The following is a 19010-nucleotide window of genomic DNA, read 5'->3' on the forward strand; positions in this document are numbered from 1 at the left end:
ACTGAAAAAAGTGGGAATTCAAAATTGGCGTAATTGTAGCAGATTTAGAGTTATATAGGCATAGTTGGTAATCCAGTGGCTTGGGGAATTGAGCCATCGTTTGGGCACCTACGGAACCACTTAGTTTTATAAACTCAATCTATACCTTTGCTTCGGACTTTTCGGCTTATTTGGGATTGTACGCTCAATCAAATTTGCTTCTATAGCAGGATTCAAGTAATTCTTTTGGAACGTTGCTCGATGAGTTAATCCAACCAATTGCATCAATTCAGCCAAAGTGTAGTCTTCTTGCTTCATTGCCGAAATTAAACGCTGAACTTGGTCGCTCACTTGTACGTCAACTTGAGCGGTAACATGATCGCTATCTTGAGCGGTATCATTTGAACTCAGGATTGCATCTAAGATCATCTGCAAAATATATTCAATAAATGGTGCTGAATCAGTCCGATCGGTACTTGTTTGCAAAGCCTCATAGTAGGCTTTCTGATTTTGATGAATCAAACTCTCAACTGGAATATTAGCAAAGATTGGGTTCCATCTGCTTAATATTAAAGTTTGCCATAGCCTTCCCATTCGACCATTGCCGTCCGCAAATGGATGGATAAACTCAAACTCATAGTGGAAGACTGAGCTTTGAATCAGTGGATGTATATCGCTGTCATTCAACCAATCAAGTAAATCAGCCATCAAACGGTTAATCTGATTCGCAGGTGGAGCCATATGCACCACTCGATTACCTGACATCACACCAACACCACCATGACGATATTGACCGACTTCATCAATCAAGCCTGTCATTAAAATTTGATGCGCTTGTAATAAGTCTGATTCTTGGCTTGGTTGCCACTGCTGAAAAGCTTCATAGGCTTTGATTGCGTTACGAACTTCCTGTACTTCTTTCGGAGGTGCAATTACTGTCTTACCATTAAGGATCGCTGTGATTTGTTCAGTACTGAGAGTATTTCCTTCTATTGCTAGTGAGCCTTGAATGGTACGGATACGATTGGCTTTACGAAGTTTTAGATTGTCTTGGATTTCCTCTAAAACAGTCAAACGCCCTATATTCTCACTGATCTGTGCAATTAGATGGATGATTTTTGATGTGATGGTATAAGGCGGTTGGTATTTCATTTTTGGCTTACTCCGCCAAATTGTGCGTTAGAATAAGGTGTACTACCTTCCCCCCAAGAAATCAAACGTCCTTCAAACTCAGGTACTAAAAACTCAATAAATTGATTTAAATCATGATTATAAATTTTGGCATCCTCTGACTGTTGGGTATATTTTTTATAGCGTTCTTTCCATTTACCCGAACTATCTCTCTCATTCAATAAGTTAGGTTTTCCAGTTACTTTTAAAGTAAGCATAAAATGCTTAATGTAAGCTGGATGATGTTCCATTAAGTTATGAGCTACACTTACCATATCGTTAATATTATTACCAACTGCATAGCCAAATTTTGCACTTAAAATTGAGTTAACCACTGTTTTATAGGGTGCATGTAAAAGGTATTTGGGTGTACTAATTCCCATTAGTTCAAGCTCTTTACGAATAGAGAACCACTGAAGGTTGAATTGACTATCGGTAAGATAATGAGTTTTTACCCATAGCTCAGTAAATTCCGCCAATAATTCAGATTTAGTTTTTGATGGAACTTTTGTTTCAAGATCAACCTGTTCTAGTGATTCGATATATTTCTGAACTTTTAGTTTATCTTTTTGATTCTTACTCTCTTGTAAATAACTATGCCGTAAGCCTAATTTTTGCTTTAACTTTCGATATTCAGCTTCATAATCAAAAAAGTATATTTGCTTTGTAGCTTCGTTCTGAACTAAGTTTTGGAATTCGACAAACTCAGTATTCCACTGATTAATGATTTGATTATTCTTTATTTCAGGCTTTAAATAATGACACTCTAAAGTAAAAGCTTTTGTTTGAATTGACTGAGCAACTGTAGAGGCATTCACTACAAATGCATTTGCATTATTGTTGTAGTAAATATCTTGCATTGACTGCTTCTTCGCTTTTTCAGTCGGCTCAAAATGATTGAAAATCCATAGTAGGCAAGCATTGTTATCTTGATAAAAAATCTTACGATCAATAATGACATTCAAAAAAGTTGTAGAAAGTTGTCCTTCAAAAACAACTAATTGCTTTTTATATAACGAAGATACATCTGGTCTACGCCATTGCTTTAGGTCAATGCTTTTACGAACTTGTTCAATATGAATATCACTAAAAGATTCATCTACTTGTAGACTCTTATATATATTCTCTTTTAGCAATTTATGTAGTTGGGTTTCTTTCGCAATCTGATACTTTAAAGCAGTTTTTTCTTGCTCCGATAGCTGTTTAATATGCTTTACAGGACACTTGAAGTTTGGGGTATTTTCCAACTCAGGAATATGTCTGAAAAAGAATGTTGCCGAAGTGTTGATCTGCATGTGATCTGTACGTCTAGCGAGGGTTACAGGTGATTGACACCAAGCACATGTAAAATGAGGCTTGGTTTTATTCCTTTTATATTGCTCCCTTATTTGACTACGCCATTGTGTAAGTTCCATTTCAGATTGTTGAAAGAATACATCAACATCAATCCACATATTTTGATCGGTATCAATGATATGAATTAACTTCATGTACTCTCCCAACTATTACTTAAATTAGCTTAACAAGCTCTCAATCAGATCGAAGCGCTTATCTTTAATCATAATAAATTTACATTGTCCTTCTGATAAATTAGCCCATAGCTCCCCAATTTGGCGATCATCCTTAGCAGCTTCCCACTTATCAGCCCCTTTATATTCAACCACTAAAATTTTTCCATTAGGTAGTTTACATATAAAATCTGGATAGAAGCGACCATTTCCCTTTTGCAAGTAAAAAGAACAGCCTTCTTTACGAACTAAGTTTCTCACCCAAAACTCAATATTTCCTTTAACTGCTTGCTGATCCAACCAACATGCACAAGCAAACTCTTCACCACTATCAAAAGCCCCAATACGGCCATAGTAATGTTTGTTAAATGTATAATATCCGTATTCACCATTATCATCGCGAGAAGGTGCATAAACATTTGGATGGAAATTAAACTGATATTCTTGTTCGTTTGAGACTGTTATTTGATGAAGCTCATCATTGCCAAATAAGAAATTTTGGTAAGCATCATTAACAGCTTCCTTTCGTAAAATATTAATTCTTTTTTCAATCAACTGACGAATTATATATTTCTGAGTATTTGTTCGAGCCAAATCAAAATCATCTTTACTTAACAAATCATTTAGCCACGCAAGAACAAAATTTCGTTTAGCCTCATGAGTTAATGATTCTTCTAAGATATTCTTACATAACCAAGTTGCTAATTTGACTTCATCCCAATTTTCAGGTTTATACACCAAACCTAAATCTCTCTGAAGTTTTGGAAGAAAAGTAACTTTTACCTTACCTTTAGTCTCATCAATATCTAAAGTTCCAAAATCATTTGAAGCATAAGCTGAATTTAAAATTGAAATATCATCATGCAAAACTTTTGCATCTACTGTTGTTAAATTCCAAGGATATTCAAGAACTTCTGGATCATCAAATAATTGAAGCTCGCCCTGAACCGATAATGCTAATAGTGGGACTTTAAGCTCTTTACCCAATTCCGCAGGTGTCTGAAAATATTCGATAGATTGACGGCTAACCTCGGCCCCTTTCTCAATCTGCTGCACTGACTCTAGTTGTGAAACAGTTTTCGTTAGTTCCACAGTCTCTTCTTTAGTCAACGGGGTAATAATCGTCAATTCATTGGTTTTATTATTCCATTCTACTTTCTTTTTTACCGTAGGTGTAACAGACTTTAAATCTGGCTTTTCAGGTAACGGAATTGTTATTGGTTTCACAATAATTTTAGAATTTCCAAAGTCCAAACGAGCTTGCTCACCCGTACCTGCTTTAACAAATTCAGCCGCTTCTTTAGTATCAAAACCAGCCCCTTCAACTAGGCTATCTCTCAAAGTTTCAGCTGTGTCAGAAAAACTTTTTGATACAACATAAGCATAAGATTGATTTAACTGTTCACTCTGTCTATGTGATGCATTTGGCTGTCTAAGAATACGCCCTAATAATTGCTCAACTGCTGTACTTGATTGCACAGAAGCCATACTCACTAAAATATAAGCAAATGGGCAATCCCAACCCTCAGCTAAAGCTTTTTGAGTAATTACATACTTAATTTTACAAGCCTTATCTAAAATTCCTTTAGGATATTTTGCTGTAATTTCTTCAAGTTCTTTCTCATCTCCTGTAGCAAGAGCGATCTGCTCTCTTGGAATATTCTGATTATTTTCTAGTTCATTAAGTACAGCATAAATATCCAATGTTTCACGAACTTTACTTTTTGCTTCAGCCTGAATAAGTACTATCGGTCTCAGATATTCAAAACCCTGTCTCTGTTCTTCTAACGCTATATGTTCTAAAGACTCTCTTTTATGAATCGCATATGCTAAGCATTGTTGCCAATTTGATTCTGTTTCTAAAACAATCGGCAATTTAATCATTTGTTCTGCTTTTAATTCAGCAGCAGAGACGCTATGTAAAACATTGGTTGGAGTTCTCACTGTATCTGGTGTTGCTGTAAGCTCCATAATGCCACTTGGCTTAAAACGAGCTAACATATCAAAAGCAAGTTCAGTACGACTATTATGTGCTTCATCAACAATAATAAAAGGGCGATGTAATCTAAGAACGTTAGCTAAAGAATTTGGAACTATTAGATCACTCCCTTCTCCCTCTGTTAATAATTCTGACTTTTGTTCTTCTGTTAGATGCTCAAAATGATGCATTAGCGCACCATTATTTTGATAAACTTTTCTACTTTCTTCTTCTTCTACTTGAAAAGCTTGGCGTGTAGCAACAATAACAACTGTTGAAGTTAAAAGCGTTGAACGAGTAATGCTTTTTGCTTCTTCAATATCCATGACTGTGACTTCACCTGCTTCACGTAATGCTGATGAATATGGATGCTGTTTATTTTTTAAAGCAGTAATAGTTTGTTCACGTATCGTCTTACTTGGAACTAACCACAAGATGATACTTTGAGCTACTCTCAAAAAATGTTTATTTATTAGTGCTACACTTTTACTTGCCAACCATGTCTTTCCCCCACCCGTCGGCACACGTAAACAAAAATAAGGCATCTCACTATTAAACCCATTTAATGCATTATAGGTTTGCCCCTTACCCCACAATCGTTCTGTAGTCACATAAAAGGCCGTAGATGCGTTTGCAAACTCATGACAGACTTGAAAATACGCTTTTACACTGTCTAATACTTGATCTTGATATTCTTTAGCAATATACGCAGTCATAGCTTAAACCTCTAAAGCATATGGTGTTTGTTTAAATACAATATTTTCACGTTTAGCCTTGCCCCCTAAACGATTAGCAGCCGCATAAATCACTTTAACTCCTTCAAACTTCGGAAGAACATCAAATACTTGCTTTGTAAGAATATTGCCACCTTGTTCGGTAAGATCTTTTAAAATTCCATTATAAAGTAGATAAATTGCACGACCTTCATAAATTCCCAGTAAAGGAGAGTCCGCTTTTCCTGTATAGCCCGTACCTGTTTCACAAAACCATACAAATTCAGCCAATTGCGAGAATGAAACATCATTGCGTATATGACCACTGGCATTAAACAATGGTTCTTGTGAAAGCTTACAGAATTGAAAACTACTACCCAACCCTTCTATATCTTCCCCATTCCTATTTATATAACCTTTAGTTACTCTTTTAATTCTTTCAAAAGTGACTTTTGTAGCAATATTTTTATCCATTTCAACTAAAATAAACTTTCTATTACTTCCAAAATTTGCATTGAGTTTTAATACTGCATGTGCTGTTGTACCCGAACCCGCAAAGCTATCCAGCACTAACCCATCTTTTGGAGTCACATAATCTATCCATCTTGCTAAAACATCACTATCTTTTGGATTGATGTGTGCTGAAAAAACAGGAGGTTTTAACTTGGTAAACTAAACACACTCATCAGGAGTTTACCATGAGCAAGAAACACAAGACTTACACCACAGAATTTAAAGCTGAAGCCATCAAATTAATTGAAGCCAATCAAGGCAATGTCTCGGAAACAGCTAGACAACTTAGCATTTCAATGCAAACTCTTTCAAATTGGAATACCAAAGCAAAGGCTGGAACTTTAGCAGGTACAAAACAGTATTCACCTGATCTAAACGCTCTACTCGAAGAAAATAAAAAACTCAAACAACAGCTCAAAATAGCTGAAATGGAACGTGAATTTTTAAAAAAGGCAGCAGCGTACTTTGCCAAAGAAAGTCAGTAAGGTACGCCTATATGAAACAAAAAAGATATTCTTTTCCAATTACCTTAATGGCTCGATTACTTCATGTTTCAGTTTCATGTTTTTATGATTGGCTCAAGAGAGGCGTGAGCAAAAGAACGATTCAACGAAATCAACAGACGATATTGGTGAAAATAGCCCATGAGGAGACAAGGCAGAGCTATGGTTATATTCGATTAACCAAATACTTACAAGCTCAGGGTATAAAAATGAGTATGTACGCTGTACGTCAGATAAAAGCGCTGAACCACCTGTATTGTAAGCGACACAAGCGTTTTAAAAGGACTACGAATAGTGACCATAATCGAGCGATCTATGAAAACCTGCTGGAGCAACAATTCTCAATGACTAGACCAAATCAAGCATGGTCAAGTGATATTACGTACATATGGACTGTTGAAGGATGGCTGTATTTAGCAGCGGTAAAAGACCTTTACACGAAGCAAGTGGTTGGCTATAGCTTAAATGAGCGCATGACAACACAGCTTGTTTGTAATGCGCTAAATATGGCTATTCACAATCAAAAACCAACCAAAGAACTGATTGTGCATTCAGACAGAGGAAGTCAATATTGCAGCCATGAATATCGAAATATACTTGAGCAATATGGTTTTCAAGGTTCAATGAGCAAGCGCGGAGACTGTTACGATAATGCACCGATTGAAAGCTTTTGGGGAATATTGAAAAATGAGTTAGTTCATCATTACAACTATCAAACTAGAGAAGAAGCCAAAGCAGATATTATAAAATACATTGAGTTATTTTATAATCATCGAAGAATTCAAAAGGGTTTGGGTTTTAAGACACCAAATCAAATGGCCGAAGACTTTTATAAGTTGGCTGCCTAGAATCTCCCAAGGGAAAGTCTCCTGATAATTCAGCGTATATCAGATAATCAAAAATTTCTGTTTTAAAAATATCTCTCAATTCATTTTTTGCCTGTAAGGCACTTCTATAAAAGTAGCTTCCAGCAACTTGCACTGCGGACTCATCATCAAATTCGTCCTCACCTGTTTGTATTAAGTATGTCTTTCTTATAGGTGGCTCACTATGATCCGCTCTAAAAACAACCTTTCCTAATCCTATCTGTTCTTGCATTTTTTCTAAAGTACTATATCTCCAACCATTCGGCGGAATAGCACAAGGTAAGCCTGTAACAGGATGAATAACATTATATTTAGGCCCATCAGGTTTTGGCCATGACATATTGTCATCACGCCAAATTCCTTTGTTATCAACTTTGGAATACCTTGAATGCTTTTTGGAAGGATGATCTTTCGCTAGATTTTTGTAAAATTTGGATAGGTCTTTTTCAATTGAAGCATAATCATTCTTGTATAACGTTCTTAATCGATTTAGCTCTATAAGAATTTCATCAGCGCCAGGTTTCTTCTCCCGCCATTTTATATTTTTCTCTTTGAGTTTATTTTTATTTCGAGCGTAAATAAGAATATATTCATGCCCTACTGATACATATTTTGCATCATTTTTTCTCCCTTTTTCCCAAACTAACTGACATATAAAGTTATTTACACCCCAAATTTCATCCATAATTAAACGTAAATTTGCTACTTCATTATCATCTATTGAAATTAAAATTACGCCTTCTTCCTTAAGAAAGCTTTTCAACATAGATAGTCGAGGATACATCATACATAACCAACGATCATGTCGATCTAGCGTTTCGCCCTCTTTCCCCACAATCTCCCCTAACCACTTACGGATCTCAGGACTGTTTACATTGTCATTATAGATCCACCCTTCATTCCCAGTGTTATATGGAGGATCAATATAAATACAATCAACTTTTCCTGCATAGCGTGGTAAAAGTGCCTTCAATGCATGTAAGTTATCCCCTTGAACTAAAAGATTGCCGCCCTGTTCATCCTCATTGCATGAAACTCCAGCCACAGGTTCTAGTAATCGATAAGGAACTTCTTTATGGTGCTTTTCAACTGCTTCTTTTCCTATCCAATTTAAAGTAGGCATTAAGTAATCCCAAAAACATAAACTCCTCAATTGGCATAGATTACCATTTTAAAAAGACTCAACCCTAGATTTTTACTCACGCCTTCTCATAAGTGTGACAACCTCTGACGTGCTAATCAATTTGGTCTATTTTAGTTTCATTGAATTAAACTATCTGTATTATGGCTCTGCATATGAATCGATACCTGAGATAAACCAGCCCGTTCAAATCGATATCTCATATATCTAGAAATATCATCTTCGTGTGAGGAAATGATTAATTGCCTATCTTTTAACTCGCAACGTAATAAGTCAGTTAAAGATGCAATATTGATTTCATCTAAGGATTGCACAGGATCATCAATTAAAACTAAAGAGTTCTCGGAATAAACTCTATTTAATGATAAGAAAAAAGCTAGACTCAATGCAGCCAATTGACCAGAACTCATTGCTAGTGTCGCATCATGGTCAGAACTTTCCGCAGTACAGAAGCGAATTTGCTGCCCTTCTGCATAGTCTATAAACAGTCCTAGACCACGTTGATAATTTTGTATTAAGCGCCCACTATAGATATGAAATATTAATTCAATATTAGCGATAATTCTTGAAGAGTAATCACGTTCAGTTTCAATTAGTGTTTTTTTCAACCTAATTATTTTAGCTTTTGCATTTAAGTTTGCATTATATAAATCACTCTTTTCCTTTAACAATTTTTTCGTCTGCTGAAGTTCAAAATCCTTAAAGTCTTTAAACTTTTTATTTACATAGTTTTTCTTATGATTTAAATCATCTTCCAGTAAGTCATAGAAATCTTTATGTTTCTCAAAAGTTACACTTATAGCTTCCTCCCACCCTACAGGTAGAACATCCCCTTCTATTTTTTTTAAACCTCTTAAATTAGAAATAATTTTATCTTTTCTAATTTCCAATTCAATATCATCATCTGTATATTCAGAAGAATAACTTATTGCCATTTTCTCAAGACGAGAACTCAAACCGTTCAAGGTTTTAAAAAAGTTTTGGCTTATATTTAATTTGGTGAACAAATTAATATTAAAATCTTTTAAAAAAGCATCTTTTTCTTTTATATATAACTCTTTAATCAACTTTAACTCAGAAGAAATAATCAAATAGACCTTACTTAGATCTTCTGTTGAACTTCCAATTTCTTTTGAATATAAATCTGAAATCACCCTTATATTTTCAATAAGTTTTTCTACACTTCCCCAATCTATCCCACATAAAGCGCATATAGTTCCATCCTCACCAAAACTTTGCTTATGTTTTTCAAATAAATCCTTTCGCATTTTATTAAGCTCTAATAACTTCGCTTTTTTTTCTGAGAGCAATGCTAATTTCTTATCTTTCTCAATAATATTTTCTTTAAGTTTATCTGAAATAACCACCCCTAAAGAACTTAATTTTGTAATTTCCTCTTGAGAAATAGCATTAAAATCCTTATCCAATATCAATAAAACTTGATCAACCTCTAAGAGTCTTTTATTAATCAATTGAAGATTATCAAAATTACTTATATGCTTACCTATAGATACAAGCAGCAACAAAGAACTATCATTATCAATGATAAATTTTTCAATAGCTGAATTTTGATTTCTTATGCGTATATCTTCTTTTCTTTTACAACACTCTATTAATAGATCAATTTCTTTTATAAAATTATTATAATTTACATCAGCCTCTTGTAAAAAAATTTCTTCATCATCCCATTTTGGGGATGTTCTTTGTGTAGATATTTTTTTATATATAACATCATATTCATTTTCAGAAATATTTTTTTCCAAGATATTTTTTAACTTAGCATCTATCTCATCAATTTCTACCTTTTGTGCTTTTTCCTGTTTTGTTAATTTACTTTCGACTTTATTACAAATATCAATACGTTTCTTTATTTCAGTTGTTTTTATTAGTTCTTCCAAAGCCTTCTTACGATCAGTGATTTTTTTCGAAAAAATAAATTGACTCTGACCTTGGTGTAAATAATTTAACATTGAATAGTTAGAACAAAAACTTTCACCAAAAAACTGTTCAAAAAAATTATTTTCTAACTTATTCTCAGTAGGTTCAGAGTTAAAATCATCTAATTTATATAAACTAAAAATATCAAAATTATTAGCTTTATTATTAATTTCGACTTTTAAATCATTGACAAACCCCAATCTAACAAAAAACAGTTTTTCATCATCATGATCATTCATCAACTCTACTTTAATTTTTAAATCAACCTCACCACCTTTTTTGTTCCAATATAGATTATCTTTAAACTTCTTTTTTGTCTCAACCATCACAAGCTTATAAAGATCTGATATTCTGGATATTTTCCCCGTAAATAGCAATTCAATAGCATCAAAGGTAGATGTTTTTCCATACCCATTTGGACCTTCTAAAGTAATCAATGAAGACTTTTTGAAATCAAATTCTATATTTGTAAATGCCTTAAATGCTTGAATCTGAAGCTTTGATATTTTCCAATTCTTCATTTAATAACTCCGCTATAACCTCATCAATACTATCTGCTTCAAATTTTCCAATAAAATCATAGGTTTTTACTAAATTTTCAACATTTACTTTTTCACTTACACTATCAAACAAATTTTGAAATGATTTACTAAATTTCGGAATTTCTAAGAATGGAAATTTAATAAACACTCTTGTAACTAAGCTATGAAATGAAGGCTTTAGAGGGTCTTTTTTGTACTCATCAAACTCATCCATTTTCTTAATTTGACTTTTAAAATCCCCATAATTCTTTCCAAGAAGTAATTTTTCTTCAGCATCTGAATAATAGAAAAAATATTTTTTAAAATAATACGGATTCTCTTCTATTTCTAAAATCTGTTCTTCAATTCCATTAAAATCATTCAAAAAATCAACTTTATAAATAAGAATTAAATCACAATTTTTTTTAAAAGCAGGATGTTTTTGCAATGTTTCAGGAAGAGATTCATTAATGAGATCATGAATACTTTCAACAGATAATAATTGATCTAAGACATGTACAATCAAGTACCTTTGAGCTTCACCATTTTCTTTAATGAAAAAATCTGTATTATCTAACGATTTTTCCAAAATAAATCCTGAATCAATCACAGCTTCATGCATAATTTTTTTAAGCATTATTCAACTCGCTCTGTGCTATAGGTGTACAAATTACTTTTACAGGAAGCTCTTTCAATATATGATTTTCCGCTTTATTTTCATCGATAGTGATTCGTGTCACACTGTCATTATAAGCATTAATTTCAATATTTTTGTGAACCTCACTACCTGATATTAAAATATTGTACTCATATAAAATTTTTACTAATAAATTATTACTACGAAGTTGTTCTATCAATTTAGCTTTAAATGATTCAGCACGTCTATCTTGCAACTTCAAGGCTGTAGGTAAGTATTTTTTTGAATCTTTAGAATAATGAGGAAGATCAACTAATACAATATTAGCTGAGATATCGGTAATGATTTCAGCATAAGTACTTACATCATCATTCCTTATTTGATCAGAAGATGATAAGCGGATAGATTGTTTTATATATTCTAAATCTGCATCATCCATTTTATAAATATGCTTAAAAACCTCATTAAATAAGCCTATTTGTTGTATTGTAAAATATTCATTACTCTCACATACATAATTTTCCAAAGTATCAGCAAAAAGATTTCGCAATCTTCTCATCTCATATGGAAGATCCTGTACTAAATTAAAGTCTGTAATTAAAATTTCTAAAATTAAATCACTTTCAATTGTATTTTCATAGGCCGCTCTATTCTGACTTGTTCCCCGATGGATCAAGGAATGAATTTCAATAACTTTTGAAGTGATCATTTCTGATAAATAATGATATTTCTGCTCTACAAGTAGCAAAGAGTTTTCCAAAGAATTCTTATTCAAATATTCTTCTATTTTTTCTTTAATTACTCTCTCAATTCGATCTAATTTAGGTGGTGTTTCAAAAAGTATGCTGGCATTAAACGAATCCATTATTGATATAAAAGAACACTAAATCAAAGGCTTTGAAATGATTTTCAAGCTTTTTGGAGAAGTTGCAGCTTCTCCTAAAGCCTCGCCTGATTCGATGCCGTAATCGACAATTATTGCCTTCTATACCCACAGTGAAAAATTTACCAATCAACTGTTTGCATTCTTTAAAGGTCGTAACAAAGCTATCCCAATGGTCACTTGATATACATGTATAGCTTACACCTAACTGCTTCAATTTTAATTTAAGTCGTTTTGCAGTGGCTAAATCTCGGTTACCCCATACATAAGCAACAATTTCACCTGTTTCTCGATGATAGGCATAAATTAGCCATTGTTTATTTTGCTTATGACCAACAAAAGTCCAAAACTCATCTACTTCAAGGGTTTCATAATGACTTTGCTGTGCTCGAAGTTGATATTTTGATTGGCTAAGTGTCCGTAGAACTTTACCGATACTTACTCTTTCAATTTCTGCTATATCCCTGACACCACTGCCTCGCACCATGAGGTGTAATATTTTGGTTTTGATACCTGAGTGACAGCCTTGATAACTGAGAGCATGATCACCAATAAATTGACGTCTGCATATTTTACATTGGTAATTTTGCTTACCATCTACTTTTGTGCCATTTTTCTTTATACTGTCACTTAGGCAGGCTGGACACTTGATTTCTAGAGTTATTCGCATTTCTCTATTTTATCAAAATCCAACCTGCTTTTTTTCAGCATACTTTTTGAAACACCACCAAAGAAGGAACGACAATGAAAATTAAATTTTTAACGGTCTCATTGATGTTTATTTTGCCATTTTCTGTTTTTGCAGCAAATGGACAAGTCGAAAAAGCGGTCATTGAATCAAATAATGCGTATAAAACCAAATATAATTTAGATGATATGACTGAGTTTAATTATGCGCAAAAAGGCTTTATTGCCAAGCCAACAGGTCAAATTAAAAGTGAAAAAGGCAATGTGATCTGGGATTTTGATGCGTTTAATTTTTTAAATGATCCAGCACCAAATACTGTTAATCCTGCGCTATGGCGACAAGCAAAGCTAAACAACAATGTTGGTCTATTTAAAGTGACAGATCGAGTTTGGCAAATTCGTGGTTTTGATTTGGCAAATATGACCATTATTCAGGGTGATACTGGTTGGATTATTGTGGATACATTAACCTCTAAAGAAACGGCTGAAGCAGCACTTAAATTTGCTAGGCAGCATTTAGGTGAGCAAAAAATTTCAGCCATTATTTTTACCCATAGCCATATCGATCATTTTGGTGGTGCATTAGGCGTTCTTTCTAGCGAAGAAATTAACGCTAGAAAAATCCCAATTATTGCGCCACAAGGCTTTATGGAAGAAGCGACCAGTGAAAATGTGATGGCAGGTTCAGCCATGATACGTCGTGCGACTTATATGTATGGAACTTTTCTACCTAAAAATGCAGAAGGGCTGGTGGATACAGGTTTAGGTAAGGCTGTTGCTGTGGGAAAAATGGGCATCCTTGAGCCTACACAATTGATCACTCAAGCAGAACAGAAAATGAGCATTGATGGCTTGGATTTTGTGTTTTATAACGTGCCAGGTTCAGAAGCACCAGCAGAGTTAACATTCTCTATTCCATCACTGAAACTTTATAATGGCGCGGAAATTCTTTCGCATACCATGCATAATCTTTATACTCTCCGCGGTGCTAAAGTCCGTGATGCCTTAAAATGGGTGGGCTATTTAGACCAAGCAATGCAACATGCCAAAGCATCCGATGTATTGATTGCACAGCATCATTGGCCGGTATGGGGCAATGACAATATTCAAGATTTTATTAAAACCCAGCGAGATGTTTATAAGTTCACGCATGATCAGACGGTGAGATATATGAACTCTGGTTTTAATGGTGCTGAAATTGCCGAGAAAATTCAGCTTCCAGCCGCACTTGACCAAAAATTATATGCGCATGGCTATTATGGAACCCTTAAGCATAATGTAAAAGCGGTATACCAATACTATATGGGATGGTTTGATGCTCATCCTTCCAATTTAGATCCATTGCCACCTAAAGCTGTTGCAAAAAAATATATTGAGTTAGCAGGTGGGGAGAGCAATGCGTTGAAAAATGCGCAGGATGCTTATGCTCAAGCTGACTATAGATGGGCTGCCGAGATTTTAAAACATATTGTGTTGAATAATCCTCAAAACCAACAAGCAAAAGACTTATTGGCAAATACGTATCGTCAATTGGGCTATGCTGCTGAGGCTTCAACTTGGCGTAATTTCTTTTTGGTGGGCGCTCAAGAGCTACAAAATAATGTACCTATGGAAAATACATCTGATCCGAGTGATTTATTGATTCACACGCCAACTGAAAGATTTCTGGAAGCCATGGCAACAAATTTAGATGTGGAAAATTTAAAAAATGAAAATCAGTGTATCAATCTGGTTTTGTCGGATACCCAAGAGAATTTTTCATTATGGGTTGAAAACTCAGTCATGCAGTTTAAACGTCATGATGACAGTAATGGTTTGGCATCGGATTGCCCAACATTAACCGTAACCAAGCCCTTATATCTAAAAATGATTACAGGTCAAATAGAAGGGGTAAAAGTCCTACTTTCGAAAGACAGTAAAGTCAAAGGCAATCCATTGAAAATTGGAAAATTCTTTGCCATGTTTAAACGTCCAGATTCGATTTTCCCAATTGTGACTCGACCAAATGGTTAGGGGGAAATAACGAAGCTTAAATGTTTAGGCTTAATTCAATAGAGTCGAATAAAAAGGGAGAACTTATAGATTAGTTCTCTCATTTTTTATATCAGTATTTCAATAAAAGCTCTTGTTTCATCAAGCAAAAATGATGATGTGCAACGAATCATGTTGGTATTAAAAATTCCTTCTCGTTTTGAGATAAAGCTAGTATGGGTGGACGATTTTAGTATGAGGGGGATTTTATATTGCGCTATGCTTATAGCTACATTGATGTAATTAGTGACTCGTATTGGCTTGAATTGTGAATTAGCTAGGGCTCCTCTATAATTAAATTCTTGCGTGTAGAAAATAGAGAAGTATGTCATCACAATCTCAAGTCGCTTCTACTCAGGTGACAAAACGCCAAACCAAGCCAGCAGAAGTCCGAATTGATGAGCTGATGAATGCTGCACAAACGCTTTTTTTAGCAAAAGGTGTGGAAGCTACCACCATTAGCGAAATTATTGCCAGTGTGGGCGTTGCTAAAGGGACTTTTTATCATTACTTTGAATCGAAACAGCATATTGTTGAAGCCTTAAAAAAACGTTATATCGATTTTTTTATCGCGGCCTTAGACACGGCAGTTGCAACATGTGATGCTGAAGATTGGGTCAGTCAATTTAAGGTTTGGGTCTCGGCCAATATACAAACCTACCTCGAAAGTTATGCAGTGCATGATATTGTTTTTGGTGCACATCACCATGAACGTAAAAATAATGAAAAAAATATGATATTGGAACAATTGCTGCAAATCTTAAATGGAGGGCAGCAGGCGGGTATTTGGCATTTAGAACAGCCAAGATTGACTGCGTTATTGATTTATTCTGGTGTACATGGGGTTGCAGATGAAGCAATTGCCAATCAACTGCACGATAGCACAGATTTTTCTCAGCAAATTGCGCTGCAATATTTAAAAATGCTCCATCATGATGGCTAACTTTTACCATTATTTTGAATCGTATAAATCGCTTCTCGTCTGATATTCTTTTATTATCAATTTTAATTAAAACCCTAAACGATGCATTTTAAAGTCAACCATTCTCCTTAAGTTGCAGTCACTGGTGATCTTTAAAAGTGCTTTCAAGACAGTCTATAAAAAATGAAAGCTTTGGGTTTTAAGTGGGTTTTTATACATTGACCGACGGTCGGTCAATGTATAGTATAATGATTCTCATTTAAATGATCTAGGTGATGTATGAATGCATCTCGCCAGCCGATTTATCTTATTCTAGCGCTCTATATCAGTACCTTTCTGTGTTTGGTGGATTTAAGCAGTGTCAATCTTGCACTTGGAAGTATTCAAAACCAATTTAATAGTGACATGGCAGATCTACAATGGGTGATTGATAGCTATGCTTTAAGTCTATCGAGTTTAATGTTAGCGGTGGGGGCATTAAGTCAGCGCATAGGGCGTAAAAAATTATGGTTGCTGGGTGTGATCATTTTTATTGTGGGTTCATTGATTTGTGCAATGGCAAGCAATTTTAGTTTATTGATTATTGGACGAATGATTCAGGGTGTGGCTGGTGCAGTTTTAATCCCTTTGGCATTGGCGATCATGGTGCATCATTTTCATCAACCGCAAGACAAAGCACGTGAAATTGGTCGCTGGAGTTCGTTTAGTGCATTTTCATTAATTGTCGGTCCATTGATGGGTGGGTTGCTGGTACATCATTTTGGTTGGCAAAGTATTTTCTGGCTCAATCTTCCTGTTGGGGTTCTAACGATTTACTTGGGCTATTATGGTATCGAGGCGGATCAGAAATCGGTGGCTGTACCTTTTGATTATCTAGGTTTGCTCTACAGTGCTGTAGCGATCGTCACATTAACGTATAGCATTATTGCATTACAACATGTGCATTTAGCGCATTGGTTTATGCTGAGTATTTTCTTATTTATCTTGGCAAGTATGGCGTTTGTATGGCAGCAAAAACATGCCACTCATCCATTGATCCCCAATCATTTATTTAAAAATAAACGGTTTTTAGCCTATAACGCGATTTCTTTTATTTTAGGGTTTGCAGGATATAGTTCGTTATTTGGTGGTGTTTCAAAAAGTATGCTGAAAAAAAGCAGGTTGGATTTTGATAAAATAGAGAAATGCGAATAACTCTAGAAATCAAGTGTCCAGCCTGCCTAAGTGACAGTATAAAGAAAAATGGCACAAAAGTAGATGGTAAGCAAAATTACCAATGTAAAATATGCAGACGTCAATTTATTGGTGATCATGCTCTCAGTTATCAAGGCTGTCACTCAGGTATCAAAACCAAAATATTACACCTCATGGTGCGAGGCAGTGGTGTCAGGGATATAGCAGAAATTGAAAGAGTAAGTATCGGTAAAGTTCTACGGACACTTAGCCAATCAAAATATCAACTTCGAGCACAGCAAAGTCATTATGAAACCCTTGAAGTAGATGAGTTTTGGACTTTTGTTGGTCATAAGCAAAATAAACAATGGCTAATTTATGCCTATCATCGAGAAACAGGTGAAATTGTTGCTTATGTATGGGGTAACCGAGATTTAGCCACTGCAAAACGACTTAAATTAAAATTGAAGCAGTTAGGTGTAAGCTATACATGTATATCAAGTGACCATTGGGATAGCTTTGTTACGACCTTTAAAGAATGCAAACAGTTGATTGGTAAATTTTTCACTGTGGGTATAGAAGGCAATAATTGTCGATTACGGCATCGAATCAGGCGAGGCTTTAGGAGAAGCTGCAACTTCTCCAAAAAGCTTGAAAATCATTTCAAAGCCTTTGATTTAGTGTTCTTTTATATCAATAATGGATTCGTTTAATGCCAGCATACTTTTTGAAACACCACCCTAATTTACAATAAGAATCTTCATCATATTTATAAAATTCAACTATTGCTTTTTTCTCATTTTCATAATCACTAGAATCATCAATTTCATTAGCTATATGGAAGTATCTTTTTGTATTAGGACAACAATCTATACATATTTTTGACGACTTATTTAGTGCTTTTTCAAATGCAGATCTATAAGGAGATGCCTTAGCCTTAACTTGATGAACCGATATTGCAATACCATCCGAATAAATGGCAAAGTCATCAGTACTATCCAACTGTAAAGCAAATTTCTTGACTTCTTTCCCCTCGAAGCTTTCATCCAATAGAAGCTTAATAGAATGAAAAAGTGCTATCTTTCCTTGATAGACGAAGCCTCCCCAAGATGATATTGCACTGTCAGGCAGCTCCTCTGTCATATAAAACCCTATTATTTATAAATTTTATTTCTTTCTAATATACATGAAATCTATTTCTTTGCAAAAACTAAACTACTTCAAATTTGGGAGCTTTCGCCCCCTAACTATCGACTTGCTAACCTTCGCTCAATCCATTGGTTTACCTCAAATGCCGACCAACCAACACAATTCACACTCAACTTAATTGGCTTAGGAAATGTTGAATCTAACATTTAGATTGAGGATTAAGTTTTTCATATATAACTGAACGGCTAATATCCGTAACTGCAATGACTTCTTTAATCCTAATGATTTGGTTTATGTGAAATATCTAATCATCTGATAAATACGTTTTATTTCTCCAACCATTATCAAAACTAAATTTAGAAAATGGACTAATTCACCGCCCTAACACTCCCTTGCCCTTGTTGAATATCCTCTACAGAACTTGGCTCCTTAGAGAGTTTAGACTTCGCCTTGACTTCAAACTCAAGCTGAGTTTGCTCAGCCTCATCAGTATAAAAATCCTCCACTAAATCTAATCCTTCCTCCAAATTTATCTCAAACTGTGCATTACTAGAACTTAATCTAGCTGTTGCATCTAAAGCATTTTGATTAAAGCTTACAGCTTTACTTTGTTGGTCTATTTCCTTTGCTGCTTAAATCGTATATTGAAGATTCACCACATGCTGTAAAGTTAAATTCACGCAATTGATTGCGAGATG

General features: G+C 34.7%; 14 protein-coding genes and 3 pseudogenes. 5 read left to right on the top strand and 12 right to left on the bottom strand.

The genetic code is table 11. The features are described 5' to 3' along the window. Nucleotides 1–126: 126 nt before the first annotated feature. Genes F909_RS15650 through F909_RS15635 form a run of 4 tightly spaced genes read right to left on the bottom strand, consistent with a single transcriptional unit; the run spans nt 127 to nt 5984 of the window. On the bottom strand, nt 127–1131 hold the full coding sequence (locus F909_RS15650) for a Fic family protein (protein WP_005146746.1): 1005 nt from the start codon (nt 1129–1131) through the stop codon (nt 127–129). Further along, a complete protein-coding gene (locus tag F909_RS15645) occupies nt 1128–2639 on the bottom strand; it encodes a DUF6035 family protein (protein WP_005146747.1) in 1512 nt (503 codons plus the stop codon). The genes F909_RS15650 and F909_RS15645 overlap by 4 nt, the downstream gene beginning before the upstream one ends. A gap of 24 nt (nt 2640–2663) precedes the next feature. Continuing rightward, complete coding sequence (locus F909_RS15640; RefSeq protein WP_005146748.1) at nt 2664–5351, bottom strand: DEAD/DEAH box helicase family protein; 2688 nt, start codon at nt 5349–5351, stop codon at nt 2664–2666. Nucleotides 5352–5354: 3 nt separating this feature from the next. Continuing rightward, entirely contained in the window at nt 5355–5984 is a 630-nt protein-coding gene (locus F909_RS15635) for a DNA methyltransferase (protein WP_085940848.1), read from the bottom strand. 62 nt (nt 5985–6046) lie between these two features. On the opposite strand from F909_RS15635, the gene F909_RS15625 reads away from it, so the two are divergent. After that, nucleotides 6047–7212 (top strand): IS3-like element ISAba22 family transposase gene (locus F909_RS15625; RefSeq protein WP_085940844.1). Its coding sequence is split into 2 segments (ribosomal slippage): nt 6047–6305 and nt 6305–7212, totalling 1167 coding nucleotides; the frame shifts between segments, so codons are not numbered across the junction. On the opposite strand, the gene F909_RS15620 is transcribed toward F909_RS15625, so the two are convergent. From F909_RS15620 to F909_RS15600, 5 genes are all read right to left on the bottom strand, one after another. Further along, nucleotides 7163–8353: a site-specific DNA-methyltransferase gene (locus tag F909_RS15620; protein WP_005146751.1), complete on the bottom strand. Its 1191-nt coding sequence runs from the start codon at nt 8351–8353 to the stop codon at nt 7163–7165. The two genes, F909_RS15625 and F909_RS15620, sit on opposite strands and share 50 nt — an antisense overlap. A 137-nt stretch (nt 8354–8490) precedes the next feature. Beyond that, on the bottom strand, nt 8491–10830 hold the full coding sequence (locus F909_RS15615) for an ATP-binding protein (RefSeq protein ID WP_005146752.1): 2340 nt from the start codon (nt 10828–10830) through the stop codon (nt 8491–8493). Next, on the bottom strand, nt 10787–11467 hold the full coding sequence (locus F909_RS15610) for an ABC-three component system middle component 1 (protein WP_005146753.1): 681 nt from the start codon (nt 11465–11467) through the stop codon (nt 10787–10789). The genes F909_RS15615 and F909_RS15610 overlap by 44 nt, the downstream gene beginning before the upstream one ends. Further along, nucleotides 11460–12332: an ABC-three component system protein gene (locus F909_RS15605; RefSeq protein WP_005146755.1), complete on the bottom strand. Its 873-nt coding sequence runs from the start codon at nt 12330–12332 to the stop codon at nt 11460–11462. Before F909_RS15605 ends, F909_RS15610 begins: the two co-directional genes overlap by 8 nt. After that, nucleotides 12319–13020, bottom strand: coding sequence for an IS1 family transposase (locus tag F909_RS15600; protein ID WP_004282341.1), 702 nt, complete (start codon nt 13018–13020; stop codon nt 12319–12321). Before F909_RS15600 ends, F909_RS15605 begins: the two co-directional genes overlap by 14 nt. A gap of 74 nt (nt 13021–13094) precedes the next feature. Here F909_RS15600 and F909_RS15595 point away from each other — a divergent pair, with 74 nt between their 5' ends. The 4 genes and pseudogenes from F909_RS15595 to F909_RS15580 all read left to right on the top strand — a co-directional run bounded on the left by F909_RS15595 (nt 13095) and on the right by F909_RS15580 (nt 17876). Beyond that, a complete protein-coding gene (locus tag F909_RS15595; RefSeq protein ID WP_005146758.1) occupies nt 13095–15050 on the top strand; it encodes an alkyl/aryl-sulfatase in 1956 nt (651 codons plus the stop codon). A gap of 343 nt (nt 15051–15393) precedes the next feature. Beyond that, entirely contained in the window at nt 15394–16011 is a 618-nt protein-coding gene (locus F909_RS15590; RefSeq protein WP_004822839.1) for a TetR/AcrR family transcriptional regulator, read from the top strand. Nucleotides 16012–16269: 258 nt separating this feature from the next. After that, a pseudogene (locus tag F909_RS15585) lies at nt 16270–17115 on the top strand (MFS transporter); the annotation flags it as partial. A 59-nt stretch (nt 17116–17174) separates the two neighbouring features. Further along, a complete protein-coding gene (locus tag F909_RS15580) occupies nt 17175–17876 on the top strand; it encodes an IS1 family transposase (protein WP_004282341.1) in 702 nt (233 codons plus the stop codon). Here the strand turns inward: F909_RS15580 and F909_RS15575 are convergent. The 3 genes and pseudogenes from F909_RS15575 to F909_RS21725 all read right to left on the bottom strand — a co-directional run. Next, nucleotides 17857–18306, bottom strand: coding sequence for a hypothetical protein (locus F909_RS15575; protein WP_005146761.1), 450 nt, complete (start codon nt 18304–18306; stop codon nt 17857–17859). The genes F909_RS15580 and F909_RS15575 overlap by 20 nt on opposite strands. Before the next feature lie 104 nt (nt 18307–18410). Further along, nucleotides 18411–18616, bottom strand: a pseudogene (locus F909_RS20715) (helix-turn-helix transcriptional regulator). Nucleotides 18617–18680: 64 nt separating this feature from the next. Beyond that, nucleotides 18681–18992, bottom strand: a pseudogene (locus F909_RS21725) (hydrolase or metal-binding protein); the annotation flags it as partial. Between the last annotated feature and the right edge of the window lie 18 nt (nt 18993–19010).

The organism is Acinetobacter sp. ANC 3929, from assembly GCF_000369405.1.
Taxonomy (GTDB): Bacteria; Pseudomonadota; Gammaproteobacteria; order Pseudomonadales; family Moraxellaceae; genus Acinetobacter.